This window comes from Paenibacillus cookii (assembly GCF_018333375.1).
Classification (GTDB): domain Bacteria; phylum Bacillota; class Bacilli; order Paenibacillales; family Paenibacillaceae; genus Paenibacillus_AQ; species Paenibacillus_AQ cookii.
Genome location: NZ_BORW01000013.1, coordinates 19577 through 37794, shown reverse-complemented (window position 1 = coordinate 37794; position 18218 = coordinate 19577). Strand labels below are relative to the sequence as shown.

Here is an 18218-nt window from a genome sequence, read left to right as displayed (position 1 = left end):
GCAATTAAAGCATTACCCCCAAAAAGTTTAGGTTTTGGTTTTGAATTCGTTGGGGCTCATGCCCATTCTTTTTTCGAAGTGCTTCAAAAATTGCCCGTAGTTGGCATAACCGACGCTTTCGGCGATTTCGCTGTTTTTCAGCTTGCCCTGCTTCAGGAGCGCCGCGGCTTCTTCGATCCGCAAATCATGGATCAGCTCGTTGAAGCCGATTCCGTTCTTCCGAATCAAAAGCTGCCCCAAATACACCGGATGCAGAAAAAATACTTCGGACAGCTTGCGGATCGTCAAAGGCTCGCGAAAATGGGCGCGGATGTATTCATTGATCTCCTGGATAATGCCCTGCGACTTCTGCGCCTGTTCGCGGGCGAGAAGTTCGATCGTGCCGCGGCCGCAAGCAAGCAGGCTGTCCATCAGATCGTCGTGGTGAATGACGGCGTCCGACATTCCGAACGGCAGCGGACGGCAGGCTTCCAGGAGACTTTCGGACTGCTCCGTTCCAAGCTCCTTCCAATAGTCCATCATTTGATACATCAGATGAATGACGAACTTTTTGACGATTTCGGGTTCGACCCACTCGTTGCGGAAACTTTGCCCGGCCGACGCCACCGCTTCGGCGAAACCGGGCGCATCCAGAACGTTCAGGGCCCCCGTCATCCGGTCGATGAGGCGCACCTGGTCGTAATGGTACCGGAAGGTTTGGTCCTTCACCGAATCGTACGTGCGGATCCGGCCGTAAGCGGTATCGTAGAAATTGAAAAGAACGGCCTCCTTGGCCGTCTTGCAGCACCGCCCCAGCTCCATCAGCGTACCTGTCTCCATGCCTGTCGCCATAAACACCCGGGATGAAGCGCAGGCCTCCGACAGGCGTTCGAGAATCCGGAACGCTTCATCCTCCGCCCCCCGGAACGGCGCATAACCGTACACGATCCCGAAGCTGTGCGTATCGATGTCGATCAGGTACATCGCTTCCCGCTCCCGCAGCAGGGCCGCAGCGGTTTCGCGCATCCGGGCATAAGCCGGCGGGTCGCATTGCACCAGGCAGAAATTCCACGCGGCCTTCGCGGCGGACAGACGTTGGAGCGCATCCAGATCGCCTTCGGACAGCGGTTCGTCCATCGCCGCTTTTTTAAGCAGGCATACCGTTTTTTCATGTGCGGCAATGAGGTTGATGCTCCGTTTTTCATGTTCCCTGCAAAGTTCGCGGTATACGGTCTCCAGTTCCTTTTCGGCCACCTCCTCTTCGATCGGCTTCAGCAAAAAATGGTTGATCCCGTACCGCATCGCCCGGCGGGCATATTCGAACTCGCTGTACCCGCTGACGATTACGAACATCACGCTGCGGTCCCCGTCCTTTTGCCATGCGCCGATCATCTCCAGTCCGTCCATGAGCGGCATATGGATGTCGGTCACGACCAAATCGGGCTTCAGCTCTTTGATTTTGCTCAAACCGTCGGCCCCGTTGCCGGAGGTTCCGCAAATCTCGAAGCCAAGCCGCTCCCAATCGATCCACAGCATCATGCCCTCCAAAGCTCCGGGCTCGTCATCGATCAACAGCACTTTGTAACGCATGTTCGTTCCCCCCGGCAAGTTCGTCTCGTTGATTCAACAGTTTCATGGGAATATCGAATAAAACCTCCGTTCCTTCGTCCAACCGGCTTTGAATATCGAAGCGAACCAAATCGTCGTAATACAGCTCCAGCCGCCGGTAAACGTTGCGGATGCCGATGCTGTTGCCTGAAACGTTTTCGATTTGGATGGCTTTCATGATGTCGTTCCGCTTTTCCGCGGACATGCCTTTGCCGTTGTCGGACACGGATACGTGCAGCCGGTCCCCTTCTATCGCGGCCCCGACCGTGATCAGCCCCTGCCCGTCCACGGCCTGAATGCCGTGCTTGCAGGCGTTTTCCACCAGCGGCTGGATGCTCATTTTGGGAATTTTGTAGTTCAAAACCCGTTCGTCGACATCAAAGCGGTATTCGAATTTATCCCTAAATCTAAACTTTTCGATTTTGAGGTACATTTCCGTGAACCGGATTTCTTCCTCCAGCGTCACCAGATCCTCCTTCCAGCTGAGCAGCCTGCGGAGCAGCTTGGACAAGCTTTTGATGATGTCCGTCACCTCGGAATATTCGTGTTTGGTGCATACGACAAGAATGGCGTTCAGCGTGTTGAACAGGAAATGGGGATTCATCTGGCTTTGGAGAACATTCAGCTCGGCCCTCACCTGTTCCATCTCCAGGCTTTTCTTTTGAATTTCAAGCTTGTACACGTTGTTGATCAACGAATTGATGCGCGACGTCATCATGTTGAAATTGCGGATCAGTTCCCCGATCTCGTCCTGGCCTTCGTCCATGCGGATCAGCTCGAACTTTTCGTTCGTCACTTTATGCATATGCCGGGACAACCTTTTGACGCGGTAATTGTAAGAGCGCAGCATGATGTAGATGAAGACGGACGTAAACAGCGTAATGACGGCCGCCAGAAGCCCGACGGACCACTGCATGTCGCGCATCGCCTGGCTCACCCGCGTTCCCCGCGTAATGCCGATCAGCTTCCAGCCCTTGACGTATTTGGCCGTGCCGATCGAAACGACATGGACGTCCTTGTTTTTTTCGCTGTCCGACAGGTCGAAGACGGGGTAAGCGCCGCTGACCGCATTTTGGTAGCCGCTGTCCGCCGACATGATGATTTCGTCGTTTTCGTTGACCAGATACAGGTTCAAATAATCCCGTTCGCGGATGATCACGTCATAAATTTTCCGCAGGTCGATATCGATGCGCAACAGCTTTTCGAACCGGTCGTAATAGTCGTAATAATCCATCCGCTCGATCACGCTCAGATAAGGGGCGATCACGGAGGAGTTGCTCGCCTCGGCTTCCCGGTAGGCCGCAACCAGGACCGAATCCTTCGAACGCTCCCACAGCTTGTACCATTCGCTGTTTTTGACCTGCTGATCGATGATTTGATAATTTCCTCCTTGCACGATCGTCGGATTATCCGTGTATATGCCGATCCGCAGGATTTGGTTGTTGACCGGAATGTAGCTGCTGACCCGGTTGCGAAGCTGCTCGTCGAACGTTTCGTAAAAATCGAGCGGATTGGCGTATGTCCGGTCCAGTATCTCGTAAAGCGCTTTGTCCGTGTTTAAGGCATGGCTGACGGCCACGCCCCCGTCCACGAAATCGTGGATGTCCTTCCGGGCCCGCTCGAGCGACACTTCGAGGTTCTGCTCCTCCCGCTGCTTGATCAGCTCGGACATCCGGTCCATAAAAACGAGATGAATGACGGCGATCGGCAGCAAAACGCCGAGCAAATAGATCAAAATAAACTTGAGGTTGATCGGAATATCGTTCACGATTTTTCGGAACCTGATTTTTTTCCCTAACATGCCTGCACCATCCCGCTATTGATCCGCCTGGCGGTTTTCCCATTGTCCCTTGTAAACCGAAGGCAGCATTCCCGTGTAGCTTTTAAACTTGCTGATAAAATAATCCGTGTTCGGATACCCGACCTTCAACGCCACGTCTGAAATTTTGGCCTGCGTCCGTTTCAGCAGTTTTTTCGCCTCTTCGATCCTTTTTTCGTTCACGTATTCGTTAAAGGTTTTGCCCGTCGTTTTTTTGAACAATTGCCCCAAATACGTCGCGTTCATGTGGAACTGCCGGGATAAATCCTGCAGCTGCAGCTTGGCGTGAAATTCCCGGTCCACGTATTGGATGACATGGAAAATCGTATTGTTTTCGTTTTGTTTGGCAAGAAGCAAAAGAAGGGCGCCGGCTTCCGCGCAAAGGCATCCTACATACGCTTTCAGGGCCGGGTAATCCTTGATGTCGCCAAGGCTGCCATGCTGCTCGCGGATCCGGGCCATCAGCGGGCCGGGGGTTCCGTTCATCTCCGAAATCCGCCTGCAGAGCGTCAGCTCCAGATCGGCGATGCGGGTTTTGGCCCATTCGATGTCCGAAAATCCCGATGCAAACGACGCTACCAGATCGTGGACCTGGCCCTCCACCGCTTCCGAAAGGCCCGCGCAGACGGATTCGGCCAGCCGCTTGATTTTTTCATCATGATCTGCGCGCTGTTCCGGCGTTTTTCTGCAGCAGCCGTAAAAAAACAGCCCTTCCTTGCCCTGGCAGCGTTTGGATTTGCTGACCTCCAGCGCCTGCAAATACAGGGAGCGGATGGAGCGTACGCCGGACAGCGGATCGCTGAACGAGATAATGACCGGCCGGATCAAGCTCCCGGTCAAATCCCGATATAACGCAAGCCCGATCTCCTCAAGACGATCCGCAGAACATTCTTCCGTCGGCACGATAACGCCGACCCTCCCCGCATTGTCCTGAAAAGACCGGTCAACCGCGCCGGGAAAAAGGAGCTGCAGCCGCTCCCGCAAATCCGCCGACCCGATGTCCGTCTCCACCAGCAAACACCGCAGTTCCGCATCGGTTTTCACATGCAACGCCCGCGCGGCCTGCTGCTCCAGACCTTCATCCGCTTCGCCCTGGATCAGCCTGTTCAGAAGATTGTTCAGAAACAATGAATGCATGCGGTTTTCCGTGCGCTGCGCGGCGGACTCGGCTTGGATCGATGCCCCGACCCGCTGCAAAATCGCTTCGAACTCCTCCTCGTCGATCGGCTTCAGCACATATTCGGCCACCTTTTGTTTCATGGCGGAAAGGGCATAGCCAAAATCGTCGTAACCGCTCAAGATGACGAATTTCGGAGGCCGCTCCATGGTCCTCTTGGATTGCTCCACAAGCTCCAGCCCGTTTAACGCCGGCATATGAATATCCGTCACGACGAGTTCGGGGCGAAGCCGATGGATCAGGTTCAACGCTTCGGCTCCGCTCAGCGCCTCTCCGCATACCTGAAATCCGAACTTCCCCCAATGGACCATCGTGCGCAGCCCTTCCAGAACCAACGGCTCGTCGTCGACCAACAGCACGTTCATCATTCGCATTCCCTCCCCCGTGTTTTGCGGATTTACGGGCAGCCTCCATATCCGGATGCGGCCTCGCCAAATCCTTCATGACTTTAAAGCGCTTAGTCCTTATGCTACCAAACTTGCTTGGGTCCTGAAAATACCAATCGAAGCAGCGCAGGCAGCCCCGATCTTCCGGAGCTGCCGCAGGTGCCGATTTCGAATAAAAAACGCTTCCATTTCCAATTATAAAAAACCTTTCATCGAAACGCCGATCAAAACTAAAGGTGTTACCTTAAATATTTTAGGTTTTCATGCAAAAAAAGCTGTCTTGCATGCCTTGGCGATCAGGCGGGTGCAGGACAGCATCATTCAAAATTGTTTGGCGTACAACTGGGCATACACGCCGCCCCGAGCGATCAGTTCGTCATGGGTCCCCTCTTCCGCGAGGCCATCCTCCGTCAGGACCAAAATCCGCTGGGCTCCCCGGATGGTGGAAAGACGGTGGGCGATCACGATCGTCGTCCGGCCTTCGGCCAGCGATTCCAGCGACCGTTTGACGATGTCTTCGCTTTCGTTGTCGAGCGCGCTCGTCGCTTCGTCCATGATGACGATCGGCGGATTTTTCAAAAACACGCGGGCGATGCTCAGCCGCTGTTTTTGTCCGCCCGACAGCTTGACGCCGCGCTGCCCGATCTCCGAGCGGTATCCCTGCGGCAGGCCCATGATAAACTCATGCGCATTGGCCTTGACGGCTGCCGCGATGATCTCCTCGTCCGTGGCCGCCGGATTTCCGTACCGGAGGTTCTCCATGACCGTACCGGCAAACAGATAGACGTCCTGCTGCACGATGCCGATGTTTTTCCTGAGCGATTCCAGTTCGAGATCGCGAACGTCGGTTCCATCCAGCCGCACTTCGCCTGCGGTGGCGTCGTAAAAACGCGGGATCAGCGAGCACAACGTCGTTTTTCCCGCCCCGGAAGGACCGACCAGCGCAACGTACTCCCCCGGACGGATCCGCAGCGACAAGTCGTTGAGCACATGCGTCTTGCGGTCTTCGTAATGGAACGACACCCGCCTGAATTCGATGTCCCCGTTCACGCGTGCAAGCACGGCCGCATCCGGCTTGCTGGCGATGCTTGGCTTCAACTTCATGATTTCCATGAAACGCTGAAAGCCGGTGACTCCTTCCTGAAGCTGCGTGCTCATATGCGTCATCCGTTGAATGGGTTCGATCATGTAGCCGATATAGAGCAAAAACGTGATCAAATCCGCCAAATCCAGCTTATGGCGAACGATTTGGGCGCTCCCGAAAATGACGACCGTGATCGTGATCAGCTGAAGCAGCATCTCGAAGCTGTTGTAAAAAAGCGCTTCGGCCCGGTACGTTTGTTTCCGGCTTTCGAGGAACCGGGAGTTCTCGCGCTCGAATTTTTCGATTTCCATCCGCTCGCCCGCAAACGACTGGACGACGCGGATGCCCGATAAACTATCTTCCGCCTGGGCGTTGACGTCCGCGATCCGCTCCTTGTTTCCGGCCAACGCCTTGTTCAGCTTTTTGTTGAAATAAAGGGCGAAAAACACGAGGATCGGGAAAAAGCACAACACCACCAGCGTTAACGGCGCATCAATAAAAAACAAAATGGCAAGCGCTCCGAAAAAGCGGGAGAGCGAACGGACGTAATCCTCGGGCCCGTGATGGTAAAGCTCGGAAATCAACAGCAGGTCGTTCGTGAGCCGCGACATCAGCCTTCCCGTTTTTTCTTTGTCGTAAAAATCGAAAGAAAGCTTCTGCATGTGGGCAAACAGCTCGCTGCGCATGTCGCTTTCCATGCGTGCCCCTACCTCGTGCCCCTTGTAATCCACGAAGTAGCTTCCAAGGTTCTGAACGGCCGCCAAAACAAGCATCAGCCCGCCGATCCAGTAGACCTTTCCCAGCGCTTGGGACAAATCCTCCTCCAGCACATGTTTCGTGATATAACGCACGAGCAGCGGAAACGCCAGCGTGACGGCGGAGACGAGCAAGGCACAGGCCAGCACGGACAGAAACAGCCCGCGATAAGGCTTGTAATAAGAAAAAAACTTTTTGATCGGAAAACGCATAGGATACCCCTTTATACGGTTTTTGGACGCGCATGCAAGGGGGTTGCCGTTTACAAGTTAAGCGACAGTTCCACCCTCATATGCTTGGAGCGTTGCAACCGTCGTTTTTTTCATGCCGATCTCCTCCCTACGTTGTGGTTGGTTTCATTATATTCGAAATCAAGGCTCAGGCATCCGGTAGCAGATGGTTAAATTCGTTTTTTACCGCCTGGCGATGCGCGCGGGGGAAATGCAAAAGGCGCTGCGGACATCTTCGGAAAGATGCCGGCGGTGCCTTCGGTCTTGCGGCCGGTTGATCTGCTACACATGCCTTAATTTATCCGGATTGCCGATGCTGTAGATCGTTTCGATCCGATTTTCGCGATACGCGAACGAAAAAACGTATTGCCCCACGTCCGCCACCCGGACCCGGACCCCCGGCATGCCATTGACGAAAAGAAAGGAAAACTCGGATTTCCCTTCGTACATCGCAAGCAGATTTTGGATAAACAACAGAACCCGCTCCATTCCAACGACCGGAATGCGCGCCGCCCTTGCTTTGCCGCCGCCGTCGGAATAAAAAACGACGTTTTCGCTGAGAAGCTCCAGCAGTTTGCCGGTATTCCCCTGCATCAGGGAGCTTATGAACGATTTGATCCGCTCCTCCGCCACGTGCACCGCGGGAACCGATTCGGGATCGAAATGGATGCCGGCTTTGGCCCGGCGGTAAATCTGGCGGCAGTTCGCGCCGCTTTTTCCGACCATATCCGCGATTTCCTCATACGAATAATGGAAAATTTCCCGCAGCAGGAAGACAGCCCGTTCAACCGCGTTCAACTGCTGCAAAAGCAAAAGATACGCCATGGAAATCGTCTCCTTTTGCATGTAGACGGCAGAGGGCTCCTCTTCGGCGGCCGCACGGCCGACCAACGGTTCCGGGAGCCAGGGCCCCACGTAAAGCTCCCGTTTTCTGGCCGACGAACGCAGCAGGTCCAGGCAGCGATTGGTTGCGATTTTGTACAAAAAGGCCCTCTCATTGCGGATGGCGCCGGGATCCGGCAGCTGGTCGTACGCTAGAAACGCTTCCTGCACGATGTCCTCCGCATCCATGACGCTGCCCAGCATCCGGTAAGCCAACGAAAACAGCTCGTTTTTATACAATCGATACAGCGCTTCGGTACTCATCTTCAGGCATTCCCTCCGTTCCCGTCCGGGCCAAAATATGCCGCACGGCCCGTTTGGCGCTTGCCGTCGCGGCATCGACCAACTGTTCGCCATGCGACGCCCAATCTCCTGCCACGTACAATCCCGCGATTTCGGGCACGGCCGGACCCGGGTTCTCCTTGCGCTTGATATGCATAAAATCATGGCACACCGTCATTTTCGGAAGATATTGTTTGGCCGCCAACTCGTTCCGCCAGCCCGGCTGCACCAAGTCGAGCGTCTGTTCAAGCTCAAGCAAATCCCGCTTGGCATCCGTGTCCTTTCCTTGGTACTTCATCAGCGAAATCACCTGGGCTCCGTCATCGCTTAAGCAGGCCGCGCGCGACTGGTTGCTTAAAAAGACGGTTTGATCGATGCCGTACACGAATTGCTGTTTCGGTTTGGGCAGGCGCCGCAAAGCCACGTCCAGGCAGGCGGCCGTAACCGGAATCGCTTGTTCCTTCCACGTACGGAGCGCGGTTCGGTCGGACTGCGGGACCAGGCGATACGCCTCTTCGGGCGGAGCGGCGATGATGATGCTGCCAGCGATGATTTTCGTCCCGTTGTCGCACAGGACATGCCGGACGGCGCCTTGATCATGGCCGATCGCAACCGCTTTGCTGCCCGTCAGGCAAGCAACGCCCAAGCGGGAGGCCAATCGTCTTAATTCCTCCACGGTTTCTCCCCAGCCCCGATCCAGATAGAGCACGCCTTTCAAAGCGTTTTTGAGCTGTCTGAGCGCCGGACCCGCGGCCTGCAGATCGGGAGCGACCACATAACTTGCCGTGCGCAGCAGGGAATAAAAAATGTGCCGGACCATCGGGTCTTTGATCTGGCCTTCGATCCATTCGCGGAGGCTGATCCCGTCATAAAGGCGGGTATCCAGCTTGCCGAATTTCGCGAGCCACGCGGCAAGCTCCATTTTCCCTTTCCAGGAGACCAGCGGGGTGGCCAACAACGATGCGGCGTTCGTCGGCAGCGTCTTCAGGGTCCCTTTCCAAATCCCGTAGGCGTCAACCGAGGGCTGATTCCCTTGCAGGCGTAGTCCCAGCTCCCGAAACGTCTCCCAAGCGTCCCCATGATACAACGCATGCCCGCCTAAATTGAAGTACGCTCCGTTTTTCTTGTTGGTGATCGCCCGGCCGCCCAACCGCTCCTGCTTTTCGATAAGCACCGTTTGTTTGCCTGCTTTTGCCGCATAGACTGCCGCCGTCAAACCCGCGACCCCACCGCCTACAATCGCCACGTCCGCTTTTTTCATTCCAAATCCTCTCCTTCCGTTTGGTTACCCGTATGACGGGGAAGGGGAGCGAAACGTGACAAAAATGAATATTTTTTTCGGATAACGCCCAAAGCCCTTGATCATCAAGGGCTTTGGGTGCAATCGCTCATCTCGCCGGCAGGGTTGCTCCATGTATCATGCAGTCCTTCACTCCGCGTCCGCCGTCCCCCACAATCCCCCGCCCGGCAAAGGGCAGCCGCGGGCCTTCAGCTTGGCCGCCACGGGAATGATGCAGCCGCAGACGGAGCAGCTGATGCCGTCCTGAAGTTTCGGGCAGGCTTGGCAGATGGCGAGTCTCTGTTGATAAACCTCCTCCGGCACGCAATGCTCGGACGAAAACATCGGATGGGACAACACGCGTTGGATATACTCGTCATTCACCTGATATTCGGGGCCGCATCCTTTGCATGCCCCTCGTTTGGCGGTTTGCATCGCCCGTTTGCCCCTACGCCAGCTCGATGACCGTCACGGATTTCGACGGCAGCTCCAGCTCAAGGCGCGACCCTTCGAGCTTAAAGGCATGGAACGGCTGAGGCGCGATCCGCTCCGGCTGATCGAACGTGTTATGCGCATCCAGAGCGTCCGATGTAAGCGTCGAACCCGAAATCGCGGGCGTAGACGTCTGCAAGCCGCGAAGGTCTATGCTGACGGACGACGACGACGCATGGTTCAGGTTGCACAAGCTGATATGGATGCGCCCGTTCGCATCCCGGGAGGCCGACGCCGACACCTCCGGAATTCCCCGGCCGAAGGCGCTGTATGTACCGGACGACAGGTTCAGGTCCAGCAGCTCCGCATCCTGATGCACCTTGTACATATCGAAGACATGGTAGGTCGGCGTCAGCACCATTTTTTCGCCTTCCGTCAAAATGACGGCTTGCAGCACGTTGACGGTCTGGGCGATGTTGGCCATGCGGACCCGGTCGCTATGCCTGTTGAAAATGTTCAGCGTCAGCCCGGCGACAAGCGCATCCCGCAGCGAGTTTTGCTGGTACAAAAACCCGGGATTCGTGCCGGGCTCCACGTCGAACCAGGTGCCCCATTCGTCCACGATCAACCCGACGCGTTTTTCGGGATCGTATTTGTCCATGATGGCGCTGTGCCTCGCGACCAGCTCTTCCATGTGCAGCGCCTTTTCCATCGTGACGAACCATTCCTGCTCGTTAAAGCCGGTAGCCGCCCCCTTTTGCGCCCAATTCCCGGGAACCGTGTAATAATGCAGCGTGATCGAGTCCATGAAGCGGGCCGCCTCGCGCATCAAGACGTCCATCCAATTGTAGTCGCCGGCATTCGGGCCGCAGGCGATCCGGTGAATCCGGTTGTCCCCGTAGTTCCGGACGTACGTCTGGTAACGGCGGTACAAATCCGCATAATATTCCGGACGCATATTGCCGCCGCAGCCCCAATTTTCGTTGCCGACGCCGAAATAAGCGACCGACCAAGGCTCTTGGCGCCCGTTTTCGGCCCGCAGCGCCGACATCAGGGATTCCCCGCCGAAGGTCAGGTATTCCACCCATTCCGCCATTTCCTGGACGGTACCGCTTCCAACGTTTCCGTTGATGTAAGGCTCGCAGCCCAACTGGGCGCATAATTCCATAAACTCATGGGTGCCGAAATGGTTGTTTTCCACGACGCCGCCCCAATGGGTATTGATCATCCGCTTGCGGTTTTCCCGCTTCCCGATGCCGTCCTTCCAATGGTATTCGTCCGCAAAACATCCGCCCGGCCAGCGAAGCACGGGAATTCGGATCCGTTTCAACGCTTCGACCACGTCGTTTCGAATGCCGTTCGTGTTCGGAATCGGCGAATCTTCGCCTACCCAGATTCCTTCATAAATGCATCTGCCCAGATGCTCGGAAAAATGACCGTAAATATTTTTGTTGATCTGTCCTTTGGCAATGTCCGCGTTCAGTACGCCGTTTTGGGCCATCTAGTTCTCCTCCCGTTTTTTCAATAAATTGGATGTATTCAAAGTATAGGAGCTTGATTTTCCCCGGACAATGAATTAAACTGCCCATTAACTGACCTATCGTGCTTGATCGTGAGGAGGAAAGGACATGATTCGCGTCATCAATTGCGGTTACAATTACATCCATCGGGATGGGGTTAGGATCGACCGTCCTGCCGGGGCGGGCAATTACGCTTTCGTTTTTTTCCGGAGCCATGCGGAGGTCATCGTCGGGGGCAGGCGCCTGTCCGCGGCCAAAAACTCTTATGTGCTGTTCCGGCCGTCCACCCCTCACGCGTACCGCCACGTCGAAAAGCCGTTCGTCAACGATTGGTTCCATTGCGAGGGCGCAGAAATGGAAGCGCTTTTAGAAGAGCTCGGATTCGCCTGCGACGAACCGGTGAAAGCGGCATTCCCGGCTTCCCTGACCAGGAGCATCATGGAGCTGCAGCACGTGAACCGGCTCGGCGGCCCGCTCCGGGACGGCATCGTGGACCTGGATCTCCGCAGCCTGCTCCTGAAGCTGAGCAATTGGCAGCAGCTGCCGCCCTTGCCCGAAAAAACCGAAAGGTATTACCGTCAGCTCCTGGAAATCCGCAACGAACTGTACAGCTCCCCGCAAACGGCGTATTCGGTCGGCCAGCTGGCCGCCAAAGTCAACCTCAGCAAATCCTATTTCCAGCATGTCTACAAAGAGCTGTTCGGATGCTCGGTTTCCGCCGACATGATCAACGGACGGCTGGAGCATGCCAAATATTTGCTCGATAACAGCTCCCTTTCGATCGCGGCCATTGCCAAAATGTGCGGCTACGAAAACGACACCCATTTTATGCGGCAGTTCAAAAAGTTCGTCGGAGAGACGCCCAGCGGCTACAAAAAACGCTCCTGAGCTGCCTATTCGTAAAAAAGCAGGCGGTTGGCATACGCGTTGCGGTAATCGGTCGGCGTCAGCCCCGTGATTTTCTTGAAGCTTTTCATAAACTGCTGGCTGTCCGGATATCCGAGCTGGGCCGCGATTTCGCTAATGTTTCTATTGGTGTCGGTCAACAGCGATTTGGCCGCCTCCATTTTTTCCTGCAGCATATATTGCTTCAGCGAAATCCCGGCGATGCCGGAGAACAGCGTGGACAAGTATTTCGCATTGTATCCGAAGTCCTCCGCAAGCCGGGCGACTTTCAGGTTTCCGTGCCGATGCCATTTGATGTAATCGACGATGTCATTGTAAAGCTGCCGCTGCTTCAGCCGATGCCCGGCCTGGTTCCGGACGTAAAACAGCTGGTTGAACAACTCGCAGAGGATCGTCGTAGCCATGTAGCTGCCAAGCGTTTGTTCCCTGTAAGTCCGCATCGAGTCCTGCAGCTGCTTCATCAGCACGATCAGCTTGTCGGGACTGCGCAGCGCGCCCGCAGCCGGCACGACGATCATGCCTTGCTCGTAACCGTACTCCTCAACGTCCTTCAATCGCTCATGGCCGCCCGCCGCCGTAAAGTGAAGCCAATAAAAGCTGCAGTCGGACTTTTGGTACCCGTATTGGCGCGTCCCCGGAGGCATCAGCAGGAAATCTCCTTCCTTCAGCTCGTAACGCTCCCGGCCGGCGGCGATGTACAGGCTTCCCCGGGTTTGGACAAACAGCTCGAAATCCATCAACGTCCGGTCCATATGCATCCATTCCGAAGACGGCGCGACGAATTTGCCCGCCATGTTCAGCGTCAGCGGCACATCCACCTTAAACCGATAGTAGTCCATATCCATCCCGCACCTTTCAAACTTTTTAACACTTCATTAAAAACAGGATAGCAGATTCACCCCTTATAAACTATGGATTGCCGCGAAAAAATCTCCTCGCCCGTCTAACGTCGCATCCAAGAACGAACCTTTTGACACCAATTCGAACCTTCCGCCATTTACGGCGAATTCCCGCTTGGACTAAGCTTGTCGTAGTCTAATATGAAAGGATGGCTGCGCAAAACATGGCAAATACGAACACGCTGCCCCGAAACGAGGCGTTGCTGGATTTTTCCCTCGACCAAGTGGTCTTGACAAACGACGATTACGTAAACGCGTTTGAAAAAGAAATCGGTTATTTGAAAAGATTCGAAGCGGACCGCCTGCTTGCAGGCTTCCGCGAAACCGCCGGGCTTGCGCCGAAAGCGGCCAAATATCCCGGTTGGGAGGACACGGAGATCCGCGGCCATACGATGGGCCACTATTTGACCGCATGCGCCCAAGCCTATGCTTGCAACAAAGACCGGGAGCTTCGCGACCGGCTTGAATATATCGTGTCGGAGATGGCGGAATGCCAACGTCGGGACGGGTATGTCTCGGCTTTTCCCGACGTGTTGTTCGACAACGTGGAGAACAGGAAACCCGCCTGGGTTCCTTGGTATACGATGCACAAAATCATCGCCGGGCTGATTGCGGTGTATGAAGCCTCCCGCCTGCAAAAGGCTTATGACGTTGTGAACAAACTGGGCGACTGGGTTGCGGACCGGACTTCAAAATGGACGCCCGACTTGCAGGCCACCGTGCTCCAGGTCGAATACGGCGGCATGAACGACTGCCTGTATGACCTATACCGCTTGACCGGAAACCCGAGGCATCTGGAGGCGGCCCACAGCTTTGACGAAATCGGGCTGTTCGAGGCCATCCGCGAGGGCAAAAACGTTCTGCAGGGCAAACATGCCAATACGACGATCCCGAAATTCATCGGGGCGCTGAAACGGTATCTGACGCTGGGCGAAAGCGAAGCCGCTTATCTCGAAGCCGCCGTCAAATTCTGGGACGTCGTGGTGCATCACCACAGCTACGTGACGGGCGGCAACAGCGAATCCGAGCATTTCGGGCAGCCGGACGTGCTGAACGCTAAACGCTCCGACATTACGTGCGAAACATGCAACAGCTACAATATGCTCAAATTGACCCGCGAACTGTTCAAGCTGACCGGGGACGTCAAATATGCCGATTTTTACGAAAGAAACCATCTTAACTCCATCCTTTCGTCCCAACACCCCGAGACGGGCATGACGATGTATTTCCAGCCGATGGCGACCGGCTATTTCAAGGTGTACGGCTCCCCGTTCGAGCATTTTTGGTGCTGCACGGGGACCGGCATGGAAAATTTCACGAAATTGAACGACAGCATCTACTTCCGCCGCGGCAATCACCTGTTCGTCAATCAATATGTCAGCTCCGAGCTGGATTGGGCGGAGCAGGGAATCCGGATCATCCAAACGTCCGGGCTGCCGAAGACCGACCGGACAGAGCTGCGGGTAAACACCGGAGGCAAGCACATCCATGCGGCGATGGCTTTCCGCGTGCCTTATTGGGCCGCCGGCGGCTTGGACATTTCCGTTAACGGGGAAACCGCGGCGGCCGAGGTCAAAGGACGTTATGCGATCATTGCCCGGGAGTGGAACGACCACGATACGATCCGGGTGCGGATTCCGATGCAGGTCGCTTATGCCGGCCTGCCCGACGCGCCGCATGTGGTCGCCTTCCAATATGGCCCCGTCGTGCTCAGCGCCGCTCTCGGCACCGAGGACATGACCGAGTCCCGGACCGGCGTCATCGTCAGCATCCCGACCAAACGGATGCCGGTCAAGGATTATTTGATTCCGCAGGGCATGGGCGCCAAGGAGTGGCTTGAACGGCTGGACGAACATTTGATCCGCCAAGGGGAGGAGCTCGTTTTTGCGCTCCAAAACACGGACGAAGACGGACGCTTGCTTTTCACCCCCCATTACAAACAGCACCGGGAGCGGTACGGGATCTACTGGAGCATCCTCGAAGCGGATTCGGAGGAATTGCGGGACCATCTGGAGCGCAGCCGGCAGGAGCAGCTGATCAAAGAGGCCACCGTCGACGGCGTGCAGGTTGGAAACGATCAGTACGAGCTCCAGCACGGCATCCGGGGTGAACGGACGCATGCCGGAACCTGGGAAGGATTAAACGGAAGAAGGGCCGAGGCCGGCGGCTGGTTCAGCTATGACATGGTCGTGCTGCGGGGCCAACAAAACGCGCTGCATGTGACGTTCTGCAAGCTTCACCACGGCGGAAGCATGGAAATCTGGGCGGATGGGCGTCTGCTGTTTACCGAGCCGTTTGAGGGGCGGCCGCAGCGGGCTTTTTATGAAAAAACCTTCGATCTGCCGGCCGGGCTGACGTCGGACCGGGACACCGTGAACATCAAGTTTGTCCCTCAAGGCGCGATGAACGGCATTTACGGCGTGCTCCGGACGCTAAAGGCTTGATTTTCACGGGGCTGCAAGTTTAATTCCATCGAATCAGGGATTGGTAAACACATAGAAGCGGCTTGCTCCTAAGGAGTGAGCCGCTTTTTCGCGGTTGCTATTCGTCTCATTGCCCAATGCCATCGCCGTTGTTAGGATCGGTATCCTTGCCTTTGGTTAGGAAATCGACGTTATTGGTATCTGCCCGCAAGCCGGTTCCTTTGTTATCATGTATATAGTTGGTGATATTTTCCTCTCAAAGTGCTTCCTTTTAAACCATTCGTAGATAAATTATAAAGCCTCCTTCGTTGGAGGCGATATCAGCCTAGAGGGAAGCCGCAAACGTCGAAAACAATTAACATTCGGGAGGTCGGAAGATGAACGTCATTCTGTGGACATTCGGTTCGATCGCCGCGGTCGCAATCATTTTCGCGGCGGCGGCGGGAACTTACGCGGTGCTGAAGGGAAAAGCCAACGAATTGAACACCCGGCGGGACGAGAACGGCAACCTGATCCTGCTCGATACGCCCAGCATGCGCATCGGTGCCGCCTCCGCGTACGACCAGACGATCGAGATGGAAAAGCGGGGACACGCGAACTCCGACGGCATGAGCTGGAACGACCGCTGGCTGGGTACGATCCGATCGATCCGAAAAAATACCGAGAACCCCGAGTGGTACGTCCAATATATCATCGAGCAGCGGCGAAAGGCCGGGCTTCCCGAACTCGAGGGGGTCGATGAAGCCTGGCCGTAAGGCAGGTTTGCGGCTATCGGCGCTTCACTTGCCGTAATTCTTAGTGATTAATCAATAACTAGCGAAAAGTCCAAATTCTTTTTACTTAACCTTCATCCAAGCGCGGATCGTTTCGGAGATCCCCTGCTCGAAACCGGTTGCCGGGATCGGGCCGATTCGTTTTCTGTATTTTTCGCCGCTCAGCGTCAAAGGCTCCTCCGTCAAATACAGCATTTCAACAATTTCCTTCATCACCGGTTGAAACAACCCCAGAAGGGATAGACCTGCCCGGCCAAGCGAAATGACCGGTTTCGCGACGCCGCTTGCTTTTTGCGCAATACGAACGATTTCCTTGCCCGATATGATCCCTGCGCCCGGGATGTTCCAATTTTCCCCGTAAGCATCGTCCCTGCCTGCAAGTTCAACGATCATCTTGGCCGCGTCAGGCAAATACACATATTCCCGCGGAACCCGCATGTTGCCGATAAAAAAGGCGGTTTTGCCAGCCGCGATCGCGGCAAGCGTCGACCCCAGATAGGAGGCGTCATTGGCCGTGGGACCGTAATAATCCGGCAGCCGGACGATCATTTTTTGCACGCTGTCCCAGCGCTCCTCAAATAACATCCGCTCAAAAGCAAGCCTTGTTTTCCCCTTTCTGGTATGCGGCTGCTTCGGATGCTCTTCGGTCACTTCCTTCATCTGCCTTCTTCCGTAAGGATAAATGCCGTCAACGGCGACCACCTTCAGGTTCAGCCCCTTGGCCGCTTCCATCACCGATTCTCCCAGCGGAACCAGCTTCTGGGCCATCTCGTTGTAGGGGACGTTCGCGCAATGGAACAGCACCTCCGCTCCGCCGGCCGCCGCCGCAACGTCTCCAGGCCGGAAAGCATCGCCGGTGGACAGCCGCAAATGCCCCGGGTTTCCAAGCTGCCGGGCCAGCTGCTACAGTTTCGCCCGGGATCTCCCGAATGCAACGGTTTCCACCCCCCTCTGGACCAATTCTGCCGTAATGGCCGCGCCCGTGCCGCCGGTAGCTCCTAATACGATTGCTTTCTTCATGATAAGTCATCCCCATTTCCATTTTGGTTAGTGATTGATCAATCACTATTTGAGAACATCATATTATTGAATTAGTGATTAGTCAATAACTAATTTTCAACGGGGCGCCTGATCCGCGCCGACGGCTATTTTTCCATCAGTTCCGGCATATCCAGCGCCATGGAAATGTTGCACAACATCCCTCTTGCCAAAAACAAAAGCGTCCGCTCTTCCGGATGCGGGATCGAAGCATGCCGGAAAGCGTCCAATACGATGTTCCGAACGTTCCGGAAGCCTTTCCGCATTTCCTCGCGGATGACATCCGACGGAATGGTCTGGGCCTGCATTTGAAGAAGCATTTCATTGGAGCGGTCCGCCAAAATGCGTTCGTAAGCTTCAATGAGCTCGGACTCCAGCTGCTCGGGCTGAGCGGTCTCCACGACCCGCCGGAACGATGCGATGATCCGCTCCCAGGACGCTTCCAGGGCCGCCGCCAGCAAAGCCTCCTTGGTCGGGAAAAACTTGAAAATATACGGCTGCGAAATGTTGGCTCTTTCCGCTACCTGCGCCGTCGTGGCGCGATAATATCCGATCTCCGCAAACGTTTCGATCGCCGCCGAAACGATCTCGTCCTTCCGGTTGACCGAAGGAGCTTCTTTCTTAGACATCCTGTTTCCGCCTTTCCGCGTGTCAAAAAATGAGTGATGAATCAATTAACGTACATTATACTGAAACCCTCCGGGCATCGCAATGCAGATCCTTCCTTTTGAACCTGGCGGATCCG

At 55.5% G+C, this 18218-nt stretch carries 13 protein-coding genes and 1 pseudogene; 3 read left to right on the top strand and 11 right to left on the bottom strand.

Going from position 1 to position 18218, the window contains the following annotated elements; all coding sequences use genetic code 11:
- Nucleotides 1–27 precede the first annotated feature (27 nt).
- The 8 genes from KI367_RS13815 to KI367_RS13780 form a co-directional block, all read right to left on the bottom strand.
- Complete coding sequence (locus KI367_RS13815) at nt 28–1569, bottom strand: response regulator transcription factor (protein ID WP_212950337.1); 1542 nt, start codon at nt 1567–1569, stop codon at nt 28–30.
- Entirely contained in the window at nt 1541–3388 is a 1848-nt protein-coding gene (locus KI367_RS13810; protein WP_036707967.1) for a sensor histidine kinase, read from the bottom strand. The genes KI367_RS13815 and KI367_RS13810 overlap by 29 nt, the downstream gene beginning before the upstream one ends.
- A 15-nt stretch (nt 3389–3403) precedes the next feature.
- Entirely contained in the window at nt 3404–4951 is a 1548-nt protein-coding gene (locus KI367_RS13805; RefSeq protein ID WP_212950335.1) for a response regulator transcription factor, read from the bottom strand.
- A 339-nt stretch (nt 4952–5290) separates the two neighbouring features.
- Nucleotides 5291–7021, bottom strand: coding sequence for an ABC transporter ATP-binding protein (locus tag KI367_RS13800; RefSeq protein ID WP_212950333.1), 1731 nt, complete (start codon nt 7019–7021; stop codon nt 5291–5293).
- A 300-nt stretch (nt 7022–7321) separates the two neighbouring features.
- Complete coding sequence (sigJ, locus tag KI367_RS13795; RefSeq protein ID WP_212950331.1) at nt 7322–8185, bottom strand: RNA polymerase sigma factor SigJ; 864 nt, start codon at nt 8183–8185, stop codon at nt 7322–7324.
- Nucleotides 8154–9464 carry a phytoene desaturase family protein gene (locus KI367_RS13790; RefSeq protein WP_212950329.1) on the bottom strand — a complete coding sequence of 437 codons (1311 nt, stop codon included), beginning with the start codon at nt 9462–9464 and terminating at the stop codon, nt 8154–8156. Before KI367_RS13790 ends, sigJ begins: the two co-directional genes overlap by 32 nt.
- A 168-nt stretch (nt 9465–9632) precedes the next feature.
- Nucleotides 9633–9917: a DUF6171 family protein gene (locus KI367_RS13785; protein WP_212950327.1), complete on the bottom strand. Its 285-nt coding sequence runs from the start codon at nt 9915–9917 to the stop codon at nt 9633–9635.
- Between the two features lie 13 nt (nt 9918–9930).
- Entirely contained in the window at nt 9931–11415 is a 1485-nt protein-coding gene (locus KI367_RS13780) for an alpha-N-arabinofuranosidase (RefSeq protein WP_212950325.1), read from the bottom strand.
- 127 nt (nt 11416–11542) lie between these two features.
- On the opposite strand from KI367_RS13780, the gene KI367_RS13775 reads away from it, so the two are divergent.
- The gene (locus KI367_RS13775) at nt 11543–12322 is read left to right on the top strand and encodes a helix-turn-helix domain-containing protein (RefSeq protein WP_212950323.1); all 780 of its coding nucleotides are present in this window, start codon (nt 11543–11545) and stop codon (nt 12320–12322) included.
- 5 nt (nt 12323–12327) lie between these two features.
- Here KI367_RS13775 and KI367_RS13770 read toward each other — a convergent pair whose 3' ends face one another.
- The gene (locus KI367_RS13770; protein WP_212950321.1) at nt 12328–13179 is read right to left on the bottom strand and encodes an AraC family transcriptional regulator; all 852 of its coding nucleotides are present in this window, start codon (nt 13177–13179) and stop codon (nt 12328–12330) included.
- A 224-nt stretch (nt 13180–13403) separates the two neighbouring features.
- On the opposite strand from KI367_RS13770, the gene KI367_RS13765 reads away from it, so the two are divergent.
- Nucleotides 13404–15683, top strand: a complete 2280-nt coding sequence (locus KI367_RS13765) for a glycoside hydrolase family 127 protein (RefSeq protein WP_212950319.1) — start codon at nt 13404–13406, stop codon at nt 15681–15683.
- Between the two features lie 356 nt (nt 15684–16039).
- Nucleotides 16040–16417, top strand: coding sequence for a hypothetical protein (locus tag KI367_RS13760; protein ID WP_212950315.1), 378 nt, complete (start codon nt 16040–16042; stop codon nt 16415–16417).
- An 81-nt stretch (nt 16418–16498) separates the two neighbouring features.
- Here KI367_RS13760 and KI367_RS13755 read toward each other — a convergent pair.
- A pseudogene (locus tag KI367_RS13755) lies at nt 16499–17455 on the bottom strand (NAD-dependent epimerase/dehydratase family protein).
- A 125-nt stretch (nt 17456–17580) separates the two neighbouring features.
- Entirely contained in the window at nt 17581–18102 is a 522-nt protein-coding gene (locus KI367_RS13750) for a TetR/AcrR family transcriptional regulator (RefSeq protein ID WP_036707946.1), read from the bottom strand.
- Nucleotides 18103–18218: the final 116 nt, after the last annotated feature.

What these genes read in the sequence shown, in the direction of transcription:
- KI367_RS13800 (WP_212950333.1), bottom strand. Translation starts at nt 7,021, where the DNA reads ATGCGTTTTCCGATCAAAAAGTTTTTTTCTTATTACAAGCCTTATCGC.
- KI367_RS13750 (WP_036707946.1), bottom strand. Translation starts at nt 18,102, where the DNA reads ATGTCTAAGAAAGAAGCTCCTTCGGTCAACCGGAAGGACGAGATCGTT.
- KI367_RS13785 (WP_212950327.1), bottom strand. Translation starts at nt 9,917, where the DNA reads ATGCAAACCGCCAAACGAGGGGCATGCAAAGGATGCGGCCCCGAATAT.
- sigJ (WP_212950331.1), bottom strand. Translation starts at nt 8,185, where the DNA reads ATGAGTACCGAAGCGCTGTATCGATTGTATAAAAACGAGCTGTTTTCG.
- KI367_RS13760 (WP_212950315.1), top strand. Translation starts at nt 16,040, where the DNA reads ATGAACGTCATTCTGTGGACATTCGGTTCGATCGCCGCGGTCGCAATC.
- KI367_RS13780 (WP_212950325.1), bottom strand. Translation starts at nt 11,415, where the DNA reads ATGGCCCAAAACGGCGTACTGAACGCGGACATTGCCAAAGGACAGATC.
- KI367_RS13790 (WP_212950329.1), bottom strand. Translation starts at nt 9,464, where the DNA reads ATGAAAAAAGCGGACGTGGCGATTGTAGGCGGTGGGGTCGCGGGTTTG.
- KI367_RS13815 (WP_212950337.1), bottom strand. Translation starts at nt 1,569, where the DNA reads ATGCGTTACAAAGTGCTGTTGATCGATGACGAGCCCGGAGCTTTGGAG.
- KI367_RS13770 (WP_212950321.1), bottom strand. Translation starts at nt 13,179, where the DNA reads ATGGACTACTATCGGTTTAAGGTGGATGTGCCGCTGACGCTGAACATG.
- KI367_RS13775 (WP_212950323.1), top strand. Translation starts at nt 11,543, where the DNA reads ATGATTCGCGTCATCAATTGCGGTTACAATTACATCCATCGGGATGGG.
- KI367_RS13765 (WP_212950319.1), top strand. Translation starts at nt 13,404, where the DNA reads ATGGCAAATACGAACACGCTGCCCCGAAACGAGGCGTTGCTGGATTTT.
- KI367_RS13805 (WP_212950335.1), bottom strand. Translation starts at nt 4,951, where the DNA reads ATGATGAACGTGCTGTTGGTCGACGACGAGCCGTTGGTTCTGGAAGGG.
- KI367_RS13810 (WP_036707967.1), bottom strand. Translation starts at nt 3,388, where the DNA reads ATGTTAGGGAAAAAAATCAGGTTCCGAAAAATCGTGAACGATATTCCG.